This window comes from Escherichia sp. E10V5, assembly GCF_004212315.1.
Lineage (GTDB): Bacteria > Pseudomonadota > Gammaproteobacteria > Enterobacterales > Enterobacteriaceae > Escherichia.
In genome coordinates this window covers 39,928-64,180 of sequence record NZ_RHJM01000038.1, presented here as the reverse complement: position 1 = coordinate 64,180, position 24,253 = coordinate 39,928, and the positions used below count along the sequence as shown (strand labels likewise).

Annotated in this window: 24 protein-coding genes and 2 pseudogenes; 12 read left to right on the top strand and 14 right to left on the bottom strand. The window is 51.8% G+C overall.

Annotation, left to right across the window (positions count from 1 at the left end):
• Positions 1–72: 72 nt before the first annotated feature.
• Together yigL and pldB are read right to left on the bottom strand one after the other, a co-directional pair.
• Positions 73–873: a sugar/pyridoxal phosphate phosphatase YigL gene (gene yigL, locus D9738_RS22325; RefSeq protein ID WP_130209446.1), complete on the bottom strand. Its 801-nt coding sequence runs from the start codon at positions 871–873 to the stop codon at positions 73–75.
• 7 nt (positions 874–880) lie between these two features.
• Complete coding sequence (gene pldB, locus D9738_RS22320) at positions 881–1,903, bottom strand: lysophospholipase L2 (RefSeq protein WP_130209444.1); 1,023 nt, start codon at positions 1,901–1,903, stop codon at positions 881–883.
• Between the two features lie 110 nt (positions 1,904–2,013).
• Here pldB and rhtB point away from each other — a divergent pair, with 110 nt between their 5' ends.
• Entirely contained in the window at positions 2,014–2,634 is a 621-nt protein-coding gene (gene rhtB / locus D9738_RS22315; protein WP_130261212.1) for a homoserine/homoserine lactone efflux protein, read from the top strand.
• A 61-nt stretch (positions 2,635–2,695) separates the two neighbouring features.
• Here rhtB and rhtC read toward each other — a convergent pair whose 3' ends face one another.
• The 3 genes from rhtC to pldA form a co-directional block, all read right to left on the bottom strand.
• The gene (gene rhtC, locus D9738_RS22310; protein WP_000928845.1) at positions 2,696–3,316 is read right to left on the bottom strand and encodes a threonine export protein RhtC; all 621 of its coding nucleotides are present in this window, start codon (positions 3,314–3,316) and stop codon (positions 2,696–2,698) included.
• Between the two features lie 63 nt (positions 3,317–3,379).
• Positions 3,380–5,209: an ATP-dependent DNA helicase RecQ gene (gene recQ, locus D9738_RS22305; protein WP_130209494.1), complete on the bottom strand. Its 1,830-nt coding sequence runs from the start codon at positions 5,207–5,209 to the stop codon at positions 3,380–3,382.
• A 131-nt stretch (positions 5,210–5,340) separates the two neighbouring features.
• Positions 5,341–6,210, bottom strand: a complete 870-nt coding sequence (pldA, locus tag D9738_RS22300) for a phospholipase A (protein ID WP_130223375.1) — start codon at positions 6,208–6,210, stop codon at positions 5,341–5,343.
• A gap of 165 nt (positions 6,211–6,375) precedes the next feature.
• Between pldA and yigI the strand changes: the two genes are divergently transcribed.
• The 4 genes and pseudogenes from yigI to D9738_RS22280 all read left to right on the top strand — a co-directional run bounded on the left by yigI (position 6,376) and on the right by D9738_RS22280 (position 8,819).
• The gene (gene yigI / locus D9738_RS22295; protein ID WP_001277142.1) at positions 6,376–6,843 is read left to right on the top strand and encodes an acyl-CoA thioesterase YigI; all 468 of its coding nucleotides are present in this window, start codon (positions 6,376–6,378) and stop codon (positions 6,841–6,843) included.
• A gap of 217 nt (positions 6,844–7,060) precedes the next feature.
• Positions 7,061–7,951: an EamA family transporter RarD gene (rarD, locus tag D9738_RS22290; protein ID WP_000339104.1), complete on the top strand. Its 891-nt coding sequence runs from the start codon at positions 7,061–7,063 to the stop codon at positions 7,949–7,951.
• 94 nt (positions 7,952–8,045) lie between these two features.
• Positions 8,046–8,426 carry a protein YigG gene (gene yigG / locus D9738_RS22285; RefSeq protein ID WP_276320300.1) on the top strand — a complete coding sequence of 127 codons (381 nt, stop codon included), beginning with the start codon at positions 8,046–8,048 and terminating at the stop codon, positions 8,424–8,426.
• Between the two features lie 12 nt (positions 8,427–8,438).
• Positions 8,439–8,819 (top strand): annotated as a pseudogene (locus tag D9738_RS22280) (DUF2628 domain-containing protein).
• Positions 8,820–8,859: 40 nt separating this feature from the next.
• Here the strand turns inward: D9738_RS22280 and corA are convergent.
• A complete protein-coding gene (gene corA, locus D9738_RS22275) occupies positions 8,860–9,810 on the bottom strand; it encodes a magnesium/cobalt transporter CorA (protein ID WP_130209436.1) in 951 nt (316 codons plus the stop codon).
• A gap of 150 nt (positions 9,811–9,960) precedes the next feature.
• Complete coding sequence (gene ysgD, locus D9738_RS25305; RefSeq protein ID WP_212723238.1) at positions 9,961–10,017, bottom strand: YsgD/CorL family protein; 57 nt, start codon at positions 10,015–10,017, stop codon at positions 9,961–9,963.
• Between the two features lie 161 nt (positions 10,018–10,178).
• Between ysgD and D9738_RS22270 the strand changes: the two genes are divergently transcribed.
• Together D9738_RS22270 and D9738_RS22265 are read left to right on the top strand one after the other, a co-directional pair.
• Positions 10,179–10,943 carry a phosphodiester glycosidase family protein gene (locus D9738_RS22270; protein WP_130261210.1) on the top strand — a complete coding sequence of 255 codons (765 nt, stop codon included), beginning with the start codon at positions 10,179–10,181 and terminating at the stop codon, positions 10,941–10,943.
• A gap of 82 nt (positions 10,944–11,025) precedes the next feature.
• Positions 11,026–11,928, top strand: a complete 903-nt coding sequence (locus D9738_RS22265) for an S-adenosyl-l-methionine hydroxide adenosyltransferase family protein (RefSeq protein WP_130261209.1) — start codon at positions 11,026–11,028, stop codon at positions 11,926–11,928.
• A 112-nt stretch (positions 11,929–12,040) separates the two neighbouring features.
• On the opposite strand, the gene uvrD is transcribed toward D9738_RS22265, so the two are convergent.
• The 6 genes from uvrD to D9738_RS22235 all read right to left on the bottom strand — a co-directional run bounded on the left by uvrD (position 12,041) and on the right by D9738_RS22235 (position 17,664).
• Positions 12,041–14,203 (bottom strand): DNA helicase II, encoded by a 2,163-nt coding sequence (gene uvrD, locus D9738_RS22260; protein ID WP_000383407.1) that lies wholly within the window; start codon positions 14,201–14,203, stop codon positions 12,041–12,043.
• A gap of 83 nt (positions 14,204–14,286) precedes the next feature.
• Positions 14,287–15,003 (bottom strand): 5-amino-6-(5-phospho-D-ribitylamino)uracil phosphatase YigB, encoded by a 717-nt coding sequence (gene yigB, locus D9738_RS22255; protein ID WP_130261208.1) that lies wholly within the window; start codon positions 15,001–15,003, stop codon positions 14,287–14,289.
• Complete coding sequence (xerC, locus tag D9738_RS22250) at positions 15,003–15,899, bottom strand: tyrosine recombinase XerC (protein WP_130209428.1); 897 nt, start codon at positions 15,897–15,899, stop codon at positions 15,003–15,005. The genes yigB and xerC overlap by 1 nt, the downstream gene beginning before the upstream one ends.
• The gene (locus D9738_RS22245; protein ID WP_130209426.1) at positions 15,896–16,603 is read right to left on the bottom strand and encodes a DUF484 domain-containing protein; all 708 of its coding nucleotides are present in this window, start codon (positions 16,601–16,603) and stop codon (positions 15,896–15,898) included. The genes xerC and D9738_RS22245 overlap by 4 nt, the downstream gene beginning before the upstream one ends.
• Positions 16,600–17,424, bottom strand: a complete 825-nt coding sequence (gene dapF / locus D9738_RS22240; RefSeq protein ID WP_001160654.1) for a diaminopimelate epimerase — start codon at positions 17,422–17,424, stop codon at positions 16,600–16,602. Before dapF ends, D9738_RS22245 begins: the two co-directional genes overlap by 4 nt.
• A gap of 36 nt (positions 17,425–17,460) precedes the next feature.
• Entirely contained in the window at positions 17,461–17,664 is a 204-nt protein-coding gene (locus tag D9738_RS22235) for a lipoprotein (RefSeq protein ID WP_021581201.1), read from the bottom strand.
• Positions 17,665–17,822: 158 nt separating this feature from the next.
• Between D9738_RS22235 and D9738_RS24950 the strand changes: the two are divergent.
• Both D9738_RS24950 and cyaY read left to right on the top strand, forming a co-directional pair.
• Positions 17,823–18,001: pseudogene (locus D9738_RS24950) on the top strand (DKNYY family protein); the annotation flags it as partial.
• Positions 18,002–18,126: 125 nt separating this feature from the next.
• Positions 18,127–18,447: an iron donor protein CyaY gene (cyaY, locus tag D9738_RS22225; protein ID WP_000999936.1), complete on the top strand. Its 321-nt coding sequence runs from the start codon at positions 18,127–18,129 to the stop codon at positions 18,445–18,447.
• Between the two features lie 39 nt (positions 18,448–18,486).
• Here the strand turns inward: cyaY and cyaA are convergent, their stop codons facing one another.
• Positions 18,487–21,033, bottom strand: a complete 2,547-nt coding sequence (gene cyaA / locus D9738_RS22220) for a class I adenylate cyclase (protein WP_130209424.1) — start codon at positions 21,031–21,033, stop codon at positions 18,487–18,489.
• 373 nt (positions 21,034–21,406) lie between these two features.
• Between cyaA and hemC the strand changes: the two genes are divergently transcribed.
• The 3 genes from hemC to hemX all read left to right on the top strand — a co-directional run.
• Entirely contained in the window at positions 21,407–22,348 is a 942-nt protein-coding gene (gene hemC / locus D9738_RS22215; protein ID WP_130261207.1) for a hydroxymethylbilane synthase, read from the top strand.
• Entirely contained in the window at positions 22,345–23,085 is a 741-nt protein-coding gene (gene hemD / locus D9738_RS22210; RefSeq protein ID WP_130261206.1) for a uroporphyrinogen-III synthase, read from the top strand. The genes hemC and hemD overlap by 4 nt, the downstream gene beginning before the upstream one ends.
• Positions 23,086–23,106: 21 nt before the next feature.
• Positions 23,107–24,253, top strand: a 1,147-nt coding sequence (hemX, locus tag D9738_RS22205) for a uroporphyrinogen-III C-methyltransferase (protein ID WP_130261223.1), incomplete at its 3' end; no start/stop codon positions are given.

The following is a 24,253-nucleotide window of genomic DNA, read 5'->3' as shown; positions in this document are numbered from 1 at the left end:
GGAAAACTCTTTGATTAACGAGTATCCATTGTAGCGAAGTATCAGGTTGACAACTGACCAAATAAAGAACGATTACGATAAATAGAGCTTACGCAGATAATGCGGCACTGCGTCTTCGGCGTTAGTACCAATCACTTCCAGCTCTGGATGCAGGTCTTTCAGCCGTTGGTGTGCGCTGCCCATAATGCAGCCCTTACCCGCCATCGACAGCATTTCGGCATCGTTCATTCCATCGCCAAAGGCAATACAATCTTGCAGGCTGTAGCCCAGTTTCTTCGCTACCGCTTCCAGGGCATGGCCTTTTGAAACGCCGCCAGCCATGACTTCCAGGCAGGTTAAGGTAGAGAAACTGACATTGACGCGATCGCCCCAGCGAGCGTTAATCGCTTGCTCCAGTGGCAGAAGTTTTTCATGGGAATCACTGGTGAAGAACACTTTGCTGACACCTTCTGGTTCCAGCAACCCCGGCTCATATAGCGCATATTTGAATACCGCTTCTTTAAAAAAGCGCATCTCTTCCGGGCGGTGGCGATTCATAAACCATTCGTCGTCGCGATAAACGTTAGTAATGATGTCCGGATTGTCGTTGACTACGCCAAACAGGTCACTGGCAATGTCGCGATCCAGGTTATGAGCAAAAACCAGATTGCCATCCAGATCGTGAACGCGCGCGCCATTGGAGGTAATCATGTAAGACTTAATCTCCAGATTATCGCGAATTTGCCCCACATCAACGTGGTGGCGACCAGTCGCAAACACAAAGTTGATGCCGCGCGCGGTGAGCAGCTTCAGAGTTTCTTTGGCGTAAGGGGATAACGTATGGTCGGGAGAAAGTAACGTGCCATCTAAATCAGACGCAACAACCTGGTACATAAGAAATTTAAACCTCTGTAGAGCGGTTTCCGCTGGGTGAGTTATGCCTGTTGAAAAAATCAACGATGGCGTGGAGCGCGACTGAGCGCATTGCGTCCTTTTCAAAAAGGATCTCGTGGTACGCACCTTTAATTACCAACGGTCGACCTCCTTCTACAGGGTGGCCCGCGGCGGCGCGAAGTTCACAAAAACGGTCGTGCATGCGGTTATCCACCACGCGCTCTTCTTCAGCCTGCAAAAGCAGCGTTGGCGTGGCGTCATCACCTGCTCCGGCTAACACCTGTTCTCCGGCCAGAATACTTTCGCGTACCCAATGGTATGTCGGCCCGCCGACACGAATCGTTGGGTCATCAGCATAGAAGCGTAGATTGCGCCGATATCGCTGCCTGCTGTGGGTAAGCACGTTGATGGTAAACGGCAAGGCGCGCCAGCGCCCGGTGCCTATCGCATAGCCATCGCGAAAACGTGGGTGCGCTTCGGCCCAGTTTAGGATCTGCCGCGCCATAAATGACGGCATGCGAATCACAATGCCGAACATTGGCGCGGTCAGTGCAATGGCATCGCACACGCCAGGATGGCGTTGCAGGAACAGAGTGGAGATTGCGCCGCCCATCGAGTGGGCCAGTATATAGCGTTTACGCCACGGACCTGGCTGGACCTCTTGTTGCCAGAACGCCGCCAAATCATCAACATAATCATCAAAGCGATTAACATGGCCGAGATGTGGATCGGCTAACAGACGACCAGAACGCCCTTGCCCGCGATGGTCGATGATTAATACGTCAAACCCCAGTTGAAACAGGTCATAAGCCAGTTCCGCATATTTTACGTAGCTCTCAATGCGCCCTGGACAGATGACGACCACCCGGTCATGGTGCTGCGCGCGAAAACGGACAAAGCGCACCGGAATGTCATCCACACCAGTAAACTCTGCTTCATCACGCTGACGCCAGAAATCAGTCAGCGGTCCCATGGTAAAAGCAGCAAACGCTTTTTCTCTTGTTTCCCAGTCTTTTTGCTGCTGAAACATCGGGTAATCAGCCTCTTAAACCACGTAAAATCGTTTTTTTAAGCGTGCCTGACACAACGCTGCGACAGTAGCGTATTGTGGCACAAAAATAGACACACCGGGAGTTCATCATGACTTTAGAATGGTGGTTTGCCTACCTGCTGACATCGATCATTTTAAGCCTGTCGCCAGGCTCTGGCGCAATCAATACCATGACCACTTCCCTTAACCACGGTTATCGTGGTGCAGTGGCGTCTATTGCTGGTTTACAAACCGGGCTGGCGATTCATATTGTGCTGGTTGGCGTGGGATTGGGGACGCTATTTTCCCGCTCAGTGATTGCGTTTGAAGTGTTGAAGTGGGCGGGAGCGGCTTACCTGATTTGGCTGGGGATCCAGCAGTGGCGCACCGCTGGTGCAATTGACCTTAAATCGCTGACCCCGACCCAATCACGGCGTCATCTGTACCAACGGGCCGTGTTTGTGAATCTCACCAATCCCAAAAGTATTGTGTTTCTGGCAGCGCTATTTCCGCAATTCATCATGCCGCAGCAGCCGCAAGTTATGCAGTATATCGTGCTCGGTGTCACCACCATTGTGGTCGATATTATTGTGATGATCGGTTACGCCACCCTCGCCCAACGGATCGCGTTATGGATAAAAGGGCCGAAACAAATGAAGGCATTGAATAAGATTTTCGGCTCGCTGTTTATGCTGGTGGGAGCGCTGTTGGCATCGGCGAGACACGCTTGAAAAATAATGTCGGATGCGGCGTAAACGCCTTATCCGACTTACTCTGATGACGCGTCTGGCATCAACGCGAAATAATCAAATGAATGCCAAATCCGGCAAATAATGCCCCGGCAAAACCATCAATCCACTTCGCCAGACGTTGATAACCACGGCGCATTTGCGGCAGGGCAAACAGGCTGGCAACGACGGTAAACCATGCCAGCGTTTCGACAATAATCAGCGCGAAAATGCCCCAGCGTTCGGTGGTGCCGACGTTATCGCCGACAAACAATGAGAATACCGAGCCAAAGTAGATAATCGCTTTCGGATTAGCGAGATTGGTCAGCAAACCTTTCAGGAAACTGCGCCCGCTTTTCGCCAGTTCTACCTGTGGCGCAGGTGCAGAAACAACCTCTTTTTTCAGTGCACTACGCAGCATCTGATAACCCATCCAGCAGAGATACAGGCCACCACCTACCATAATCAGCGTATGCAGCCAGGCCATTTTTTCGATAATCAGATGCAGGCCAAGCAGCGCAATCCCAGCCCAAACCATTACGCCGCAGGTAATGCCCAGCACACCCATCATCGCTTCTTTACGGGAACGACTAACGGCGGTCTGAGAGACAAAAAAGAAATCGGGACCGGGGCTCATAAGCGCCACGATGTGCACCATGGCAACGGTGAGGAATAACATCAACATACAATTGACTCGCGGGGAAAACGTTTACGGAATCTTCATCCTGGCACTTTTTTATGCCGCTGACTACTCTTCGTCGTCGCCGTCAACATGCGCGCGGATAAGCGTCATAAACGGTTTACCAAAGCGTTCCAGCTTGCGCATCCCAACGCCGTTAACGCTGAGCATTTCGCTGGCGGTGATCGGCATCTGTTCCGCCATCTCAATTAAGGTTGCGTCGTTAAACACCACGTACGGCGGGACATTGCTTTCATCGGCAATCGATTTACGCAGTTTGCGTAATTTAGCGAACAGTTTACGGTCATAGTTGCCGCCGAACGATTTCTGCATCGCTTTCGGTTTGAGCGCCACAATACGCGGCACGGCAAGTTGCAAAGAGGATTCGCCGCGCAGTACCGGGCGCGCGGCTTCTGTCAGCTGTAACGCGGAGTGCTGGGCAATATTTTGCGTCACCAGGCCGAGGTGAATCAGCTGGCGGATCACGCTTACCCAGTGTTCATGACTTTTATCGCGGCCCATGCCGTAGACTTTCAGTTTGTCATGACCATAGTCGCGGATACGCTGGTTATTGGCGCCGCGAATCACTTCCACCACATAGCCCATCCCAAACCGCTGATTTACGCGACCAATAGTGGAAAGGGCAATCTGCGCATCGGTTGAACCATCGTATTGTTTGGGGGGATCGAGGCAGATATCGCAGTTCCCGCACGGCTCCTGACGACCTTCGCCAAAATAGTTCAGCAACACCAGACGGCGGCAGGTTTGCGCTTCGGCAAATGCGCCCATCGCATTGAGTTTGTGGCGCTCGATATCCTGCAATTGCCCCTGCGGTTTCTCTTCCAGGCAACGGCGCAGCCACGCCATATCAGCCGGATCGTAAAACAGCATCGCTTCCGCGGGCAGGCCATCACGCCCGGCGCGACCGGTTTCCTGATAATAGGATTCGATATTGCGCGGAATATCAAAATGCACCACGAAGCGGACGTTCGGCTTGTTGATGCCCATGCCGAACGCCACGGTCGCCACCACAATTTGCAGGTCATCGCGCTGGAATTTCTCCTGCACATCGGCGCGAACATCGTTTTCCAGGCCGGCATGATACGCCGCCGCGCTAATTCCTTTACTTTGCAGACGCGCGGCTGTGTCTTCTACTTTCGCCCGGCTGTTGCAGTAGATAATGCCCGACTTACCGCGCTGTTCTTGCACGTAACGCATCAACTGATCGAGCGGTTTGAACTTCTCCATCAGCATGTAGCGAATATTCGGACGATCAAAACTGCTGATTTGAATCAGCGGATCGTTCAGCCCCAGCAGGCGCACGATATCCTGCCGCGTGGTGTCGTCGGCGGTGGCGGTTAGCGCCATAAACGGCAGCGTCGGAAAACGCTGACGCAGCTGACCGAGCGCGGCATATTCCGGGCGGAAATCGTGGCCCCATTGGGAGATACAGTGCGCTTCATCAACGGCTAATAACACCGGATTCCAGTGCGCCAGATGCTCAAGGAAGTTATCCAGCATCAGGCGTTCCGGCGCGATATAGAGCAGACGAATTTGCCCGGTACGGCAGCCTGTCATCACTTCAAGTTGCTGCTCTCGGGTTTGCGTCGAGTTAAGGCACGCCGCCGCCACGCCGTTGGCTTGCAGTTGATCCACCTGATCTTTCATCAACGAAATCAGCGGTGAAACAACCACGGTAAGGCCGTTTAGCAATAAGGCAGGAATTTGATAGCAAAGGGATTTTCCGCCACCAGTGGGCATGACGACCAGGCAATCGCGACCAGAAAGTACGGTATCGATGATCTCTTCCTGACCAGGGCGAAACTGTTGGTAGCCAAAGGTTTCTTGTAAAACCTGCTTAGCTCCTGACTCCAGATTCAACACTTCCGCCTGCGCCACATTCACCCCGATTGCCTGAAATAAAAACAGGCGCTATTTTCAGCGCCTGCGCGAGAAACTGCAATGCTTTTAGTCTCTGAGAGGATAATCCTGGATGCTGGATTCCAGATTTGCCTTTCAATCAACTCGCATTAGAACAGGTCGTTTAGCATAACTCCCACACCGACGCGGGTCTGGTTAAAGTTATAGTCGATGAGCGATTCGCCATAGCCGCTGTAGACTTGGGTATAAAGACGCACATGTTTAGTGATCGGGTAGCTTAAGCCTAACTCCGCACCACCATAACCGGTGTTCCAGTTGTACTGCCCTTTCGCGCTCAGCACAGCATCACCGAGGTGATAACCAATTTTAAGCTGGTAGTAACCCATATATTTGGTGATGTCCGGGTTATCGTCCGTATTACCCACCACATACCACGGCTTCACTTCCACCAGCCAGTTACCATTTTCTGCCATCAGGCGGGTGTAGATACGGTTCCAGCTACGGGAAGTCGGGTCTGAACGTCCGTTTGAGTCGTGGTTGTAGCCCATTTCCACATCGCGCAACGTCCAGCCAGCAAAACTATAATCGGTGGCAAAACCGAGGAACAATTGCGGTTCGTAGTTAGTTTCGCGAAACGGTGATGACTCATCGCTATTAGAAAGCTGCCACCAGGATTTCTGGGTGTAGGAGGCGCCCAGTACAGAGTTTGGCCCCAAAATCCCACGCCACAGCGGAAACGCCAGGCTCAACTGGAACTTTACTTCATCCTTACGCGCGTTTTCTGCCCAGTCGTAACTGGCTATCGCTTCTTTATTGAGATCACTTGTTTGGGTGTAGATGATGTAGTTGGTGTCGTAAGGATAAAGGGTGAAAGGATTGTCATGCTCCTGCAACATATTGGCGATAATGCTGCCACGTACTGCTGGCGCGTCATGCACATCTTTCACCGTTGCCTCTTGCGCATTTGCCACTATCGGCAGCATACACATCGGCAACAAGCAGCCCAGTAGAGTCCGCATCGATCGTGTTCTCCGTAACGAATTATTGATTAGATGAATATTTTTTCTGCGGGCTATTTTACATACTTAACTCAATTGCCGTTAGTTATCCCTTCCTAAAGTAGAAACCAACAACAAAGAAGCATAAAATCAACATTTCATTAACCAATGAGGTGTAAGGATGATATGTCTGCCGTACTGACCGCCGAACAAGCCCTGAAATTAGTGGGTGAAATGTTTGTTTATCACATGCCATTTAACCGCGCATTGGGGATGGAGCTGGAGCGTTACGAAAAAGAATTTGCACAGCTGGCCTTTAAAAATCAGCCGATGATGGTTGGTAACTGGGCGCAAAGCATTTTGCACGGTGGGGTCATTGCGTCGGCGCTGGACGTCGCCGCGGGTCTGGTGTGTGTAGGTAGCACCTTAACCCGCCACGAAACCATCAGTGAGGATGAACTGCGCCAGCGGCTATCGCGGATGGGGACAATTGATCTTCGCGTCGATTATCTACGTCCAGGCAGAGGCGAGCGTTTTACAGCTACCAGTAGCCTGCTGCGTGCGGGTAATAAAGTCGCCGTCGCCCGCGTTGAACTGCACAATGAAGAACAGCTTTATATTGCCAGTGCTACCGCCACCTATATGGTAGGTTGAATACATAAAAGCAGGTAAACTGCTGAGACTTATGACAAACGCAAAATTGCCTGATGCGCTACGCTTATCAGGCCTACCAGAGAAATGCAATATATTGAATTTGCATGGTTTTGTAGGCTGAATAAGGCGTTAACGCCGCATCCAGCATGAACAAAGCACACTTTGTCAGCAAACTGAGCAGGTCAACTGCTATCAACAACAAAAAATGAGTTTTCCAATGGATGCAAAACAAACGCGGCAGGGCGTATTACTCGCTCTTGCCGCTTATTTTATTTGGGGTATCGCCCCAGCGTACTTCAAGCTGATTTACTACGTGCCCGCCGATGAGATCCTGACGCATCGCGTGATCTGGTCGTTTTTCTTTATGGTGGTGCTGATGAGCATCTGCCGCCAGTGGTCCTATTTAAAAACGCTGATTCAGACGCCACAGAAAATTTTTATGCTGGCAGTCTCTGCCGTGCTGATTGGCGGCAACTGGCTACTGTTTATCTGGGCGGTGAACAATCACCATATGCTAGAAGCGAGCCTCGGGTACTTTATTAACCCGCTGGTGAACATTGTGCTGGGGATGATTTTCCTCGGCGAGCGATTCCGCCGGATGCAATGGCTGGCGGTGATTCTGGCGATATGTGGCGTGTTGGTCCAGCTGTGGACTTTTGGTTCGCTACCTATTATCGCGCTGGGGCTGGCGTTTAGTTTTGCCTTCTACGGCCTGGTACGCAAGAAAATTGCCGTTGAAGCGCAAACCGGCATGTTAATCGAAACCATGTGGTTGCTGCCCGTGGCGGCGATTTACCTGTTTGCTATTGCCGACAGCTCAACCAGCCATATGGGGCAAAACCCTATGTCGCTGAATTTACTGCTGATCGCCGCCGGTATTGTCACTACCGTACCGCTGTTGTGTTTTACCGCCGCTGCGACACGCCTGCGTCTCTCAACGTTAGGCTTTTTCCAGTACATTGGCCCGACGCTGATGTTCCTGCTGGCTGTGACGTTTTATGGTGAAAAACCGGGTGCCGATAAGATGGTGACTTTCGCCTTTATTTGGGTGGCGCTGGCAATTTTTGTGATGGATGCGATTTATACGCAGCGTAGAACGTCCAAATAAAAAATAAATATATTCTGAAAAAATATGCCTGCTCTTGCATGAGAGTGGGCATATTGTCATGCTGGCAAGAGAATCACACAAGGATGTAAAATTTATGTTACGTATATTTATCCCAACATCTGACGGTAAGATTTCCAGACGCCGATATATATTTTCATTTATTTTAATAAATTTCTTTTTTGCCTTTCTTATTATCTTTTTTAACGATGGGGAAGCAGGTTTTCTTGTTATAGTCTCTACCATCGCACTCCATTATCTCGTCATCAACATGAATTGCCAACGACTCCGTGATAGTGGTTTCATATATATAAAAACTTATGTTTTTGGTACATTGGCAGTATATATTATCTCTATCATCACAATGATAGCCGAAGATTTTGCCTGTTCAGGCAATGGTTCGATGATTTTTTTAATTTGCTACTTTTCCACTTTCAGTATGCTAATGCTTGCACCTACTGATTCATCAAAACAATAGTACGGAGTATTTATGAGTAAGGAATATATGAACGATGGTTCATTAAGTGAAAAATGGAAATATCGATTTAATTTTTATGATCAACATGGTTTTCCTGGATTCTGGGGGGCAACACCAGAATATAAAGCAGCATTTAAAGCATTAAAAGTAAGACAACGCTTAACTATTCAAATGAATTTCATTGCTTTCTTCTGTTCCTGGATATATTTATTTGTCCTGGGATTATAGAAAAAAGCAATTATAGTTCTATTACTTGGTATTCTATCTCTATTTGTTGGTGCACTAATTGGCGTTAACATTCTGGGAATTGCCGTAGCAGCCTATGTTGCTGTTAACACGAACAAATGGTTCTATGAGAAAGAAGTAAAAGGGTTAAATACCTGGAGCCTTTGAATAACAGGTGGCTTAGCCAGGCTAAGCCACCGCCTTCTTTTTACAGCCAGTTCTTGCGCTTAAAGTACAGATACGGTGCCAGGCCCGCGAGGATCATAAAGATAATCGCTGCCGGGTAGCCGAAGCTCCACTTCAACTCTGGCATAAACTCAAAGTTCATCCCGTAGCTGGAAGCGACGAGCGTTGGCGGCAGGAACACGACGGATACCACCGAGAAGATTTTGATGATGCGGTTCTGCTCGATGTTGATAAAGCCCATCGCTGCCTGCATCAAGAAGTTCACCTTCTGGAACAAGGATTCGTTATGCGGCAGCAGGGACTCGATATCTCGCAGGATTTCACGCGCCTGCTCCAGTTGCCCACCCGGTAAGCGTGCTTTACGTACCAAGAAGTTGAGCGCGCGCTGGGTATCCATCAGACACAGGCGAACTTTCCAGCCGATATCTTCCAGTTCTGCCAATGTGGAGAGTGCCTCGTCGTACTCATCGCCCTGACGCCCTTCCATAATCACCCGGCTCAGTTGCTCCAGATCGCTGTAGATGTTTTCAATTTCATCCGCTAACTGTTCGATTTTGGTTTCGAACAGATCCAGCAGCAGCTCGTAAGCGTTACCGTCTACCATCGACTGGCTGCGGGCGCGCATACGATACAGACGGAATGCAGGCAGCTCGCGTTCACGCAGTGTAAACAGACGACCATCGCGGATGGTAAATGCTACAGTAGAGTTACCGGCGTGATCTTCCGCATCTTCAAAGAAGAAGAAGGAGTGAATATGCAGGCCGTCATCGTCTTCAAAGAAACGCGCCGATGCTTCGATGTCTTCCAGTTCCGGGCGAGTTGCCAGGCTCTGGCCAAGTTCAGATTGTACGCGCAGTCGCTCGTCGTCATCCGGTTCGACAAGATCAATCCATACTGCATTTACAAGGGGTTGTGACTCTTCGACTTCCAGCCGGGTCAGTCGGTTATTTTCCAGTTGAAATGCGCTCAGCATGACCGGGACTCCCAATGCTTAAAATATCGGACAGTTCGGTGGGCACACAGAAACAAATTGGGTTTCAGACCATTAAACAGCCTGACTCAGCGCGACGGGAAAATTGAGGTCGCTGACAACCGCTAAGGCTATCAGCAAAAGGGGATAGCCTTAGGAGTTGATCCTGGATGACAGGATAATGAGCCAGTATCTACTGGGTGTGTCCAAGGCGAATGTCCTCTTAGAGTGATCGTGCGCGCATGTTACGCCAGCAAAATTTTGCCGTCAACACGCAACAGAACACCACAGAACAATAGTTGAACTTCGCGCTTTTTGGTACTCGTCAAGGTCATTAACAGGATAAAAAAATCCCACATCCAGGACCTATAATGGCGCATCGGCTACTCATTGGTAAAGGAATGATCACCTTGAATCTCAAACGGATTTTTCTCGCTCTCACCTTGCTCCCCTTGTTTGCTGTTGCTGCTGATGACTGCGCGCTCTCTGCCCCAACGCTGACTGTGCAGGCGTATACCGTTAATCCTCAAACCGAACGGGTGAAAATGTACTGGCAAAAAGCCAATGGCGAAGCGTGGGGAACGTTACATGCGCTGCTGGCTGATGTTAATAATCAGGATCAGGTTCAGATGGTGATGAACGGCGGCATCTATGATGAAAGCTATGCGCCGCTCGGTTTGTACATCGAAAACGGTCAGCAGAAAGTGGCGTTAAATCTCGCCTCGGGGGAAGGTAATTTCTTTATCCGTCCTGGCGGCGTTTTTTATGTTGCGGGAAATAAAGTCGGCATCGTTCGTTTGGATGCCTTTAAAGCCAGTAAAGAGATTCAGTTTGCGGTGCAGTCAGGGCCAATGCTGATGGAAAATGGCGTAATTAATCCGCGTATTCATCCCAACGTCGCCTCACGCAAAATCCGTAACGGTGTGGGGATTAATAAACAAGGGAACGCTGTGTTTTTGTTGAGCCAGCAGGCGACAAATTTTTATGATTTTGCCTGTTATGCCAAAGCGAAACTGGACGTCGAGCAGCTGCTTTATCTTGATGGCACGATTTCACATATGTATGTGAAAGGCGGGGCAATCCCGTGGCAACGCTATCCTTTTGTTACCATGATTTCCGTCGAGCGGAAAAGTTAAGCATTGTACACTCGAGGAGGCCAGACAAACTGGGGCTGGCTACACAGCAGGAAAATCATCAGATAAATGAAGGGAAACAAAAATGAAAAAAACGCTCGCAACGTTATTTTTATTAACGTGTCTGGGATCATCGTCCGCTTATGCGGATAACGCTTTGATTTTACAAACGGATTTTAGCCTGAAAGATGGGGCCGTCTCGGCGATGAAAGGCGTCGCTTTCGGCGTTGACCATAATCTTAAAATCTTTGATTTAACCCACGAAATTCCACCGTATAACATCTGGGAAGGTGCTTATCGCCTGTATCAGACTGCCAGTTACTGGCCGCAAGGTTCGGTGTTTGTCAGTGTGGTCGATCCGGGCGTAGGCACTGACCGTAAATCGGTGGTGCTGAAAACCAAAAACGGTCAGTACTTCGTTTCACCAGACAACGGTACGCTCACTTTGGTGGCACAAACTCTGGGTATTGATAGCGTCCGGGAAATCGATGAAAAAGCTAACCGCCTGAAAGGTTCTGAAAAGTCATATACCTTCCACGGTCGCGATGTATATGCCTACACCGGTGCGCGTCTGGCTTCCGGAGCGATTTCCTTTGAGCAGGTGGGGCCTGAGCTTCCGGCAAAAGTTGTCGAACTGCCTTATCAGAAAGCGAAAGCGACAAAAGGTGAAGTGAAGGGCAATATCCCGATTCTTGATATTCAGTACGGTAACGTCTGGAGCAATATCAGCGACGAGTTGTTGAATCAGGCGGGGATCAAACTCAACGATACGTTATGTGTGACCATTTCCGAAGGTTCCCAGCAAAAATACGCAGGGAAAATGCCGTATGTCGCCAGCTTCGGCGATGTGCCGGAAGGCCAGCCGATGGTGTATCTGAACAGCTTGTTGAATGTTTCCGTGGCGCTGAATATGGATAATTTCGCGCAGAAACATCAGGTTGCGTCTGGTGCTGACTGGAATATTGATGTGAAGAAGTGCGCTAAGTAAGGTGCTGATGCCGGATGCGGCGTAAACGCCTTATCCGGCCTACCGGGTGCCATTTCTGTAGGCCGGATAAGGTGCGCATGAACTGCACCTCATCCCGCAACGGAATCGTAAATTACACCGTCTCCAGCCGGGCGTAAGCTGCCACCAGCCATTTAATTCCCTGGCCCTGGAATGCCACCTGCAAACGGCTATGCTCGCCGCTGCCTTCCATATTGACGATAGTGCCTTCACCAAACTTGGCGTGGCGCACGCGCTGGCCGAGTTTGTAGCCGCTGTCATTCTCGACCATTGGCGTACCCATCCGCTGATGGCTGACCGGGCGGCTTACCGTGGCGCGCAGGCGCACCTCTTCCACACACTCTTCCGGCAGCTCGCCAATAAAGCGCGACGGGCGATGGTAAACCTCTTTGCCATACAGACGGCGAGTTTCCGCGTAGGTCAGCGTCAGTTTCTGCATCGCGCGGGTTACGCCAACGTAGGCCAGACGGCGTTCTTCTTCCAGACGCCCGCCTTCATCCAGCGACATTTGGCTTGGGAACATGCCCTCTTCCATACCAACGATAAACACCTGCGGAAACTCCAGACCTTTCGCCGAGTGTAGCGTCATCAACTGCACCGCATCCTGCCAGGTATCCGCCTGCCCTTCACCTGCTTCCAGTGCCGCATGGGAGAGGAACGCCTGCAGCGGCATTAAATCTTCGTCTTCTTCGTTGTAGCTGAACTGGCGCGTTGCCGTAACCAGTTCCTCTAAGTTTTCGATACGCGTCTGGCCTTTTTCGCCCTTCTCCTGCTCGTACATGGTGCGCAGGCCGGAGTCTTTAATTACCCGGTCAGTCTGTACATGTAGAGGCATATCGGCAGTTTCCTGCGCTAAGGCGTCGATTAATTCCATAAACCGTTGCAAGGCGCTGGCTGCACGTCCGGCGAGGGCTTTTTCCTGCAACAGTTCACGGCACGCCTGCCAGAGTGTTAACTGGCGATCGCGCGATGTCTGACGTACCACGTCCAGCGTCCGGTCACCAATACCCCGTGTTGGTGTATTCACCACTCGCTCAAAGGCCGCGTCGTCGTTGCGGTTGGCAATCAGGCGCAGATACGAGAGCGCATCTTTGATTTCCTGACGTTCGAAGAAGCGCATCCCGCCGTAAATACGGTACGGCATACTCGCCTGCAACAGTGCTTCTTCCAGCACACGCGACTGGGCGTTGCTGCGGTAGAGAATGGCGCACTCGGCAAGCGCCCCGCCGTTGTCCTGCCAGGTTTTGATGCGGTTAACCACAAAACGCGCTTCATCGAGTTCGTTAAAGGCACAATAGAGGGAAATAGGCTCACCGTCCGCGCCATCGGTCCACAGTTTTTTACCCAGACGCCCGTTGTTGTTTTCAATCAGGGCGTTAGCGGCGCTCAGAATATTGCTGGTTGAGCGGTAGTTCTGCTCCAGACGAATAGTTTCAGCACCGGGGAAATCATTGAGGAAACGCTGAATGTTCTCGACCTGCGCCCCGCGCCAGCCGTAGATTGACTGGTCGTCATCACCGACGATCATCACCTTGCCAGTGTCGCCCGCCAGCAGGCGGATCCACGCGTACTGAATGTTGTTGGTATCCTGGAATTCGTCCACCAGGATGTTGGTAAAACGTTCGCGGTAGTGTTGCAGGATATGCGGCTTGTTAAGCCACAGTTCGTGGGCGCGCAGCAGCAGCTCGGCGAAGTCCACCAGGCCCGCGCGGTCACACGCTTCCTGATACGCCTGATACACCTTCTGCCAGGTCTGCTCCACCGGATTACCGTAGCTTTGAATATGATGCGGACGCAGGCCTTCATCTTTCTGGCTGTTGATGTACCACATTGCCTGGCGCGGCGGCCACTGCTTCTCGTCGAGGTTCATGGCTTTGATCAAACGCTTAAGCAGGCGTAGCTGGTCTTCGCTGTCGAGGATCTGGAAATCCTGCGGCAGATTGGCGTCCATATGGTGCGCACGCAGCAAACGGTGCGCCAGCCCGTGGAAGGTGCCGACCCACATGCCGCCCTGGCTGGTGCCCATCAGTTGCCCGATACGATGACGCATCTCCGCCGCCGCTTTGTTGGTAAACGTCACCGCCATAATCGAGTATGGCGAGCAGTTTTCCACGCTCATCAGCCAGGCGATACGATGCACCAGTACGCGCGTCTTACCACTGCCCGCGCCCGCCAGCACCAGAAGGTTGCTGCGTGGCGCGGCCACCGCTTCGCGCTGTTTGTCATTAAGGCTATCGAGCAGGTAAGAAACGTCCATTGGCACCGCCGCGTAAAAATAGGTTGGGCGGAGAAGCGCAACGCCCTCCGCCAAAAAGCTGGGTATATATACAGATTTGCTGATTATATCAGCGAGGTCAGAGATGCCAACCGGGAAATTTCCAGATGCGGGAGTAAACGGCTGTCCCAGGTTTGCATCAGATCGCCATTTTCCGGTCTGATCCAACAGGCCTGCATTCCGCTGCGAATTGCCCCGCCCACGTCAGTGGTGAGATCGTCCCCGACATGTAAGATCTCGCCGATCGGCACGTTGAGTTTTTCCGCCGCCAGGAAGTACATATCGCTGAACGGTTTTGAGCGCCCGTGTGGGCCAGCACGCAGCACAAACTCAAAGTAGTCGCCCAGGCCAAACAGCTCCGGCTGGGCGTTACCGTTGGTGATCGCCACCAGCGGCCATTTCTTAGCCAGCTGTTTTAAGGTGTCGTGGGTTTGCTGCGGAACATCGATCCGGCTACGCCATTTGGCAAAGTTGATCATTGCCGCGTGTGCGCCGGCACTGGCTTCCTCCGCGCTCAGCCCGGCGTCGAGCATCGCTTGTTCAATCGAACGAAAACGCCAGCGCGTTACGTCGTGATAAATCTCGGGTTCCGCTTCCCGTACCGCCTGACGCAGACGTTGCAGATCTTCATTCTGGAAGCTGCGCAGCGCCGGATGATAATTTTGCACAAAGACAAGTGCTTCTTGCTCAGTACGTTGGATCACCGGACGGTTATCGTAAAGGGTATCATCCAGGTCAAAGGTGAGCGCCGAGATGCGCCCCAAAGGCCGGTAAAAACGCATTATTTCCCCCGTTTGGCGCGTGGATGCGCCGCATCGTACACCGAGGCAAGGTGTTGAAAATCAAGATGAGTATAGATTTGCGTGGTGGAGAGGTTGGCATGACCCAGCAGCTCCTGCACACCACGAAGATCGCCGCTCGACTCCAGCATATGCGTAGCGAACGAGTGACGTAATTTATGCGGGTGAACGTGATTATTCAGCCCTTGTTTTATGCCCCATTCGGCAAAGCGTTTCTGTACATTACGCGCGGAGATACGCTTGCCCAGTTTCGACAGGAAAAGTGCGTCGTCTTCGCTGCCAAACAGATCGCGCAAATCAAGCCAGTGCTCAATCCACGCCACAGCGTTGCGACCAATTGGCAGGCGGCGCTCTTTACTACCTTTCCCCATCACCCACACTTCGCCAGACTCCAGGTCGAGGTGTTTGATATCCAGCCCCACCAGTTCGGAAAGACGCAGACCCGCGCCGTACATCACTTCCAGCATTGCCCGATCGCGCACGGCGAGAGGATCGTTGATATCAATATCCAGCAGCCGATTCATATCATCGACGTCGATATTTTTTGGCAGGTGACGCGGCGCTTTCGGTGCCGAAACACCTTTTGCCGGGTTGGCTTTGAGTTCGTTCTGGCTGACCAGCCAGTCAAAAAAGCTACGTAGCGCAGAGAGGCGTAATGCGAGGCTTGCCGCGCCCAGCCCTTTACGGCGACTGCGTACAGCAAAATTGCGCACCATCGTCACATCGCATTGCTGCCAACTTTGCAGGCCATTTTCGCTGGCAAAATTGATGATCGCCTCAAGCTGGCGCTGGTAGTTAAGCAGAGTTATTGGGCTAAGCTGACGCTCCACGCTCAGATAACGTAGATAGCGTTCTACATCGGTATGTAAATTGGTCATACGCGTTCAATCCAACGCTCCAGAAGCTCCGGCATCATCAGCGCAATTTCATCAAGTAACTGCGTTCCCTGTCCTTGTTGATAGTGATTAGCATCGCGGCTGGTGAACAGCACTACGCCTAAATCAGCATCGCTTCCCAGCATCGACATCGCCACCGATCCCACCGCTTTCGCTTCCGGTAGCACCACCAGCAACTCCGGCCCGTTAAGCGGCCCCAGATAATGCTGCTCCTGCCCCAGCCGCTGAATACGCAGTGGTTCAAAAGCCTGACGGCTTAATGCCAGATGAGTATGGTTCGACGGCGCACCTAAGCGCCAACGATCCGGAAACAGGCGCACACTCGCGCCTGCCAGCCCTAAATCACGCGCCCAGCGGTGAAAACGCATCAGCATATCGTCGAGACTGCTGGCGGCGGTGAGACTACGCTGCAAGTAGAGTAAGCGATAAAACAGGCCTTCGTTGGCGATAGCCTGTTCCATCAACAGCGACATGTTCTCTTCCAGAACATGAATATGGTTACGCGCGCGAGCCAGATGCCACTCGACCAGCGAAACGGTACCACGTACCGGATGCGGCACACGTATCGCTTCTACTGCGTGCGCATTGCGGATAAAAAACTCAGGATTTTTAATCAGATAATCGACAACCGCCCGGTCATCAAGCTCCGTGAGTGTTTCCTGTAGTTCTTCCCCTGGTTGCTTCATAGATGAATAAATCCGTCGTAAACATGTACTGCCGGACCCGTCATATATAACGGATGACCCGGACCTTTCCAGGCGATATCAAGACGACCACCAGGGAGTTCCACACGTACTTCTTCGGCCAGCAAACCTTGCTGAATCCCTACCGCAACCGCCGCACACGCGCCGCTGCCGCAGGCCTGGGTTTCTCCTGCCCCACGCTCATAAACGCGTAAACGAATATGCTCGCGCTTAACCACTTGCATAAAACCGATATTGGCGCGCTCCGGGAAACGTTCGTGGCTTTCCAGAACAGGGCCAAGCGTTTCTACCGCCGCGGTATCGACATCATCGACCTGAATCACGCAGTGCGGATTTCCCATCGACACCACACCGCATAAGATTGTCTGCTCGGCGGCGCGCATAATATAGGTTTTTTCCGCTTTGTTAGCGCGAAACGGCACAGCGGAAGGTTCGAAGTTGGGCTCGCCCATATTTACGCGGACCAGATCATCATCGGTGACGGTCAGAACCATCCGCCCGTTGGCAGTGCTGACGCGGATATCGCGCTTATTGGTCAGCCCTTTCAGACGCACAAAACGGGCAAAGCAGCGCGCGCCGTTGCCGCACTGCGCCACTTCACTGCCATCAGCATTAAAAATGCGATAGTGAAAATCCAGTTCAGGATCGTAAGGCGGCTCAACCACCAGCAACTGGTCAAACCCTACCCCCAGGTGCCGATCCGCCAGGCGACGAATCAGCTCCGGTGAAAAAAAGACATTCTGCGTTACCGCGTCGACGACCATAAAATCGTTGCCAAGGCCATGCATTTTCGAGAATTGCATCATTTACTCCAATCACGCGGGTACAGAAACTGACTTTTAGTAATTCACCTGGGATGGGCCATCGCCTGTGGCGCGGTCGTTTTTATCCGGCAACGTGGATTGCGTTTGCGTCTCTACCGGTTTGGTCGGCGGCGGTGCGTTTTTATCTGCAGGCGGGAAATAGAGCGGACCTTTCAGACCGCAGCCCGTCAGGCTGAAGAGAGTAAGTAATACAGTGAGTGCCTTAAACACGTTTTTCATTATGGATTGCCTGTAAAGTTCATCGCTTTCTGCTTTCTATCATCGCAGGAGAAGGCGTAAAAGCAAGCATTTAGCGACTCTTTATGAAGTCTGAAAAGTGAGGATTTGCTGCGAGTATAACGCTTACACGTGGGGATTTATGTTTTGCTGGTGGTTTCGTGATCGGCACCTCGCGCCAGGATGGCTTTATGCACTATCGCAATGTGGTTTGTTTGTTGTCTTTTTTAGTTCCGTCAGCGTGGGGATGCTCGCTCGGTGAACCTGATCATAATGTTTACCAGAAACAGGGAAAGGCGTGGTGTACCTGCGCCCTAATGAAGAGACAAATCTTTCGCTATACAGAGACATTATTATTCCAGTGACGGATGAATCGTGCCGGAACGCAGCTGCAGAGGTGCAAACTTTGAAGCCCTGACCCCATGCCGCTATACTGCCGCCATCACTTAAAAACAGGATACAACAATGAACGACAGTGAATTTCATCGCCTGGCTGACCAACTGTGGCTAACCATTGAAGAGCATCTGGACGACTGGGATGGCGACAGCGATATCGACTGCGAAATCAACGGTGGCGTGCTGACCATTACCTTTGAGAACGGCAGCAAAATCATTATCAACCGCCAGGAACCGCTGCACCAGGTATGGCTGGCAACCAAACAGGGCGGCTACCATTTTGATCTGAAAGGCGACGAGTGGATTTGCGACCGTAGCGGTGAAACCTTCTGGGATTTGCTGGAACAGGCGGCAACGCAGCAGGCGGGTGAAACAGTCAGTTTCCGCTAAAATTGCATGCCGGATAAGCCTCGCTTTCCGGCTCGCTCATCACGAAAAATACTGCTGTAACAGCGGCGTATCGTTGTCCTGATTGGCAGGTGGCATGTTGCCAATAGATTTTGTGCGGAACGGAATCACCTGTTCGCGACCATCGACCTTCACAATCTGATAGAACTGCGGCAGATTGAAGTTAATGAAGCTAGAGCCGTAGGTAAAACGGTCGTGCGATGACGAGTAGAAGCGGCTGACGTCACGCACCAGCTCCTCTTTGCTACCTTCGCAGTGGTGATACACCTCAACTCGGTTGCTTTCGTCGAGAATGTAGATATTAAAGCCATTCTCGTCTTGCGTTTCTTCGAAGAAGAACTGGATGATCCCTTCGCTGGCAAAGCCGTCCACCACCGCCGGTAATTTGACGTGATTGGTTTCAACCTGCACTGACAGGCCGTGCAGTTTGTTATGCGAAATAGCGCCATAAAACTCGATGGCGTTCTCCAGTTTCTGTACCGATACATTCAGGCGTTCGAAGAACAAACCCCAGGTTTGACCAGAAACGCGCAGTGCCTTGAAGCGCCCAGTTTCCTGGCGGGTGCTGGAAAGACGCAGTTCAATACACTCAGAAACCAGTTGCTGCACGCGGGTGCGAATTAAACCGCGCAGATGCTGGCTGTAGCAGAAGACTTCCACGCTATCGGGCGGTGCGGCGTCCTGATGCATTTTGCCGAGAATGGTTTTCAGGGCTTCAATCATCGACTGCTCACCGTTGAAGTGCAGCGTACGCACTTCGTTCCACGAGTTGCGGTACAGCAAGTCAACACTACCCACCAGGCATTTTTGCTCTTCACCAAAGCTGAAAACATCCAGCTTACGAAAATCGAAATGTACTACCTGGTTACGGAATGCCGTCGTCGGGTCATATTCCAGATTAACAATTATTGCCAGATGGCGAATCTCACATGGACTGTAGAGCGCTTTTGGCGTCGGTGCGGGCAGACGCAATGGGAAGTGGTGCGACACATCGGCCACCATCTCTTGCAACTTCGGCAGATCAACAATGCCATTGCCCTTAATGTACAAGCGTGTACGTGAAGTCAACAGGCCGTTAAACCACGCCCAGGCCACTAGCTTATTCAGGTAACGGTTATATTCCAGCGGCTGATGGCTGATGATCGATTCAATCGTTGGCGCACGGTTATACAGATACCAACCTGAACGGTTAGCACGGCCCGGCGGTACATAAATAAAGGTCAGATTCGGTTCCGAGAGATCAGGTGAAATCTGCGGGTTTACCAGCGTCACTTTACCCGGTAATGCTTCAAACGCGGCGTACAGTTTACGCGTCAGCACGCCGATATCCTGCGGGCTGGCGGAGACGCTAAGGTTATTGCGGCGCGCAAAGCGGATCAGATTACGGTAGCTCTGCATCATTGCGTCGAGCAGCTCGTTGTGCGCCTCACGCACCTGATCTATCTTCCAGTTAGCACGGTTATCGAGCATTGCCAGACGAGCATCGTCCCATTCCCACTCTTTCACCAACTGGCTTAACACTTCACGACGCCAGCCTACGCAGGCGCGTTCACGGCTGAGTTTTTCGCACACTTTTAAATAGAAGCAGCGGCGTACTAAATCCAGACGGGTGAAATCTTCAATCGCCGTCAGGTATTCAGTAACACGCTCCAGCATCATGCAGTACGGATCGAGGCCAAACGACACAATCTCGCCGTCGTGCAAACGCTGTTTGATATCTTTCGCCAGCAGGCGTGGGTTCGGGTATTCCCAGGAATAGGCTTCCAGCAGCAGTGTCTTCAGCACCGCTTTGTACGGGGAATCGATACTTTTGTAGAGTTGCCAAAGGCTGGCACCAAAGTACTCTTCAGCAGAAAGCGAGCTTAAGCCGCCGAGATCCAGCCATTCATTTGGCGTCAGCACGCCCTGCGCGTAGAGCGTCATCACGTAGTCATCGTAATGCTCTTCTTCGTCGCAAGGCACCATATTCCACAGAATACGCTTACCGGCGAGACGCACGGCGGTACGGTAAAATTCATCAAGAAGCAGTATATGCTGGGTGGAGCCGCAATCTTCGCCCCCCAGACTGCCACTCTCGTTGTGACGGAAACGGTTTTCATCAATCAGGAAGAAGCTAACTTCCACCCCGAGCGAGGCGGCCCAGCTTTCCAGCAGGCTACATTTACGTTGTAGTAACTGGCGCTCTTCGCTATCGAGCCAGGATTGATGACAGACCCAGATATCCAGGTCAGAGGAACAACTTTGCCCTACCGACGAAGTACTGCCCATGGTGTATACACCAGTAATCGGAAGCTCGCCTTTCGGCGGGTCCTGTACTGACATTCCACGATACAGTTCAAGTTCGTTCAGGTAGTGGCGTTGGGTTTCATCAGGCGTGTAAAGGCAAATGCCTTTGGGAACGTTACCATCAAGGTAACCCGGCATTAGCGGATGGTGATAGTGCAACAATGTCGGCAGCAGACTGTAAACCTGTTGGAATGCAGGCCCCATGGCAGCAAGCGCGCGATCCACGCGCAATTGATTTATGGCATCCAGTCTCTGTTTCAGAGTCTCAATATAGAGGTACAAGACGTATCGCCTGATTTGCTACCCGTCATGTCTGTGATTCCGGCAACATCAACGGAAACACGCGGCATTCGGGATATTTCGTATGTCAAAGGTAACTGTTACCACTTTCCGCGCCTGGTTTTTTTAGTTTCACGACGAAAAAATGGTCTAAAACGTGATCAATTTAACACCTTGCTGATTGACCGTAAAGAAAGATGCGCTACATACAAGTGTAGCACCGTTTATTCTCTGTAAATTCCTTATTACGACGGCTTGAAGCGCCTGTCAGGATTCAATTTACGTTTTGCATTAACGTCAACGTTTCACCACAACACTGACATCGCTCCAGCAAGGATGTTAGGATGGACCACGGATGATAATGACGGTAACAAGCATGTTAGACAATGTTTTAAGAATTGCCACACGCCAAAGCCCACTTGCACTCTGGCAGGCGCACTATGTCAAAGACAAGTTGATGGCGAGCCATCCGGGATTAGTCGTTGAACTAGTACCGATGGTGACGCGCGGCGATGTAATTCTTGATACGCCGCTGGCGAAAGTAGGCGGAAAAGGCTTATTTGTTAAAGAGCTGGAAGTCGCGCTTCTGGAAAACCGCGCCGATATCGCCGTACATTCGATGAAAGATGTGCCGGTTGAATTCCCGCAAGGTCTGGGGCTGGTCACCATTTGCGAACGCGAGGATCCGCGTGATGCCTTTGTGTCCAATAATTATGACAATCTGGATGCGTTACCGGCTGGCAGTATCGTCGGGACTTCCAGCTTACGTCGCCAGTGCCAACTGGCGGAACGCCGCCCGGACCTGATTATCCGCTCTCTGCGTGGGAACGTTGGAACACGCCTTAGCAAGCTGGATAACGGCGAATACGATGCCATTATTCTTGCCATGGCTGGATTAAAACGTTTAGGGCTGGAGTCCCGCATTCGCGCTGCACTGCCCCCAGAAATTTCTCTTCCGGCAGTCGGACAAGGTGCCGTAGGTATTGAATGCCGCCTTGATGATACGCGTACCCGCGAGCTTCTTGCCGCACTTAATCACCATGAAACCGCGCTACGCGTCACCGCTGAACGTGCGATGAATACCCGTCTGGAAGGGGGTTGTCAGGTGCCGATTGGCAGCTATGCCGAACTTGTCGACGGCAAAATCTGGTTGCGTGCGCTGGTCGGTGCGCCGGACGGTTCGCAGATTATTCGTGGTGAACGCCGCGGTGCGCCGCAGGATGCCGAGCAAATGGGGATTTCACTGGCGGAAGAGCTACTGAATAACGGCGCACGGGAGATTCTCGCTGAAGTCTACAACGGGGACGCGCCAGCATGAGTATCCTGGTCACCCGCCCATCTCCAGCTGGAGAAGAGTTAGTGAGCCGTCTGCGCACACTGGGGCAGGTGGCCTGGCATTTTCCGCTGATAGAGTTTTCCCCGGGTCGGCAATTACCACAACTTGCCGACCAGCTATCAGCACTTGGTAAAGGCGATCTATTGTTTGCCCTTTCGCAACACGCCGTTGCTTTTGCCCAATCACAACTGCATCAGCAAGCTCTTAAATGGCCATTACTTGCTGGTTATTTCGCCATCGGCCGCACCACTGCGCTGGCGCTGCATACCGTGAGCGGACACCAGGTTCGTTATCCGCAGGATCGGGAAATCAGTGAAGTCTTGCTACAATTACCGGAATTACAAAGTATTGCGGGCAAACGTGCGCTGATATTACGTGGCAACGGCGGTCGTGAGCTGATTGGAGAAACTCTGACGGCACGCGGTGCTGAAGTCACTTTTTGTGAATGTTATCAACGGTGCGCCATTCATTATGACGGTGCAGAAGAGGCGATGCGTTGGCAATCCCGCGAGGTGACGACCGTCGTTGTTACCAGCGGTGAAATGTTGCATCAACTCTGGTCATTGATCCCACAATGGTATCGTGAGCACTGGTTACTACGCTGTCGGCTTTTGGTCGTCAGTGAGCGTTTGGCGAAACTCGCCCGGGAACTGGGCTGGAATGACATTAAGGTCGCCGATAACGCTGACAACGATGCGCTTTTACGGGCATTACAATAACTCTCATAACAGGAAGCCATAATGACGGAACAAGAAAAAACCTCCGCCGTGGTTGAAGATACCAGGGAGGCCGTGGACACCACGCCACAACCTGTCGTTGCAGAAAAGAAGAGTAAGAATAGTACCGCTCTGATTCTCAGTGCGGTGGCTATCGCCATTGCTCTGGCAGCAGGCGTCGGTTTGTATGGCTGGGGTAAACAACAGGCCGTCAGTCAGACTGCCACCAGCGATGCCCTGGCGAGCCAACTCACGGCACTGCAAAAAGCCCAGGAAAGCCAAAAAGCGGAGCTGGAAGGCATTATTAAGCAACAGGCTGTACAGTTAGAGCAGGCGAATCGACAGCAAGAAACGCTGGCAAAACAGCTGGATGAAGTCCAACAAAAGGTCGCTACCATCTCTGGTAGCGATGCCAAAACCTGGCTTCTGGCACAGGCGGACTTTCTGGTAAAACTTGCCGGACGTAAACTCTGGAGCGATCAGGACGTCACCACCGCAGCAGCGTTACTGAAAAGCGCTGATGCCAGCCTGGCAGATATGAATGACCCCAGCCTTATTGCTGTTCGCCGGGCAATTACCAATGATATTGCCAGCCTTTCTGCGGTAACGCAGGTGGATTATGACGGCATTATCCTCAAGTTGAATCAGCTATCTAATCAAGTGGATAACTTGCGTCTGGCCGACAATGATAGCGACGGTTCGCCAATGGATTCCGATGGTGAAGAGCTTTCCAGCTCCATCAGCGAATGGCGCGTCAATCTGCAAAAAAGCTGGCAGAGTTTTATGGACAACTTCATTACGATTCGCCGTCGTGATGATACTGCCGTACCGCTGTTAGCGCCGAATCAGGATATCTATCTGCGCGAAAATATTCGTTCCCGTCTGCTGGTCGCCGCACAAGCAGTGCCGCGTCATCAGGAAGAGACGTACCGCCAGGCGCTGGAGAACGTCTCCACCTGGGTTCGTGCTTATTACGATACTGAAGATGCCACCACCAAAGCGTTTCTCGACGAGGTGGACCAGTTAAGCCAGCAAAATATCTCGATGGATCTCCCGGAAACACTGCAAAGCCAGGCGATGCTGGAAAAACTGATGCAGACTCGCGTGCGTAACCTGCTGGCACAACCGGCAGCAGGGGCAACGGAAGCTAAACCTGCACCTGCACCTGCAC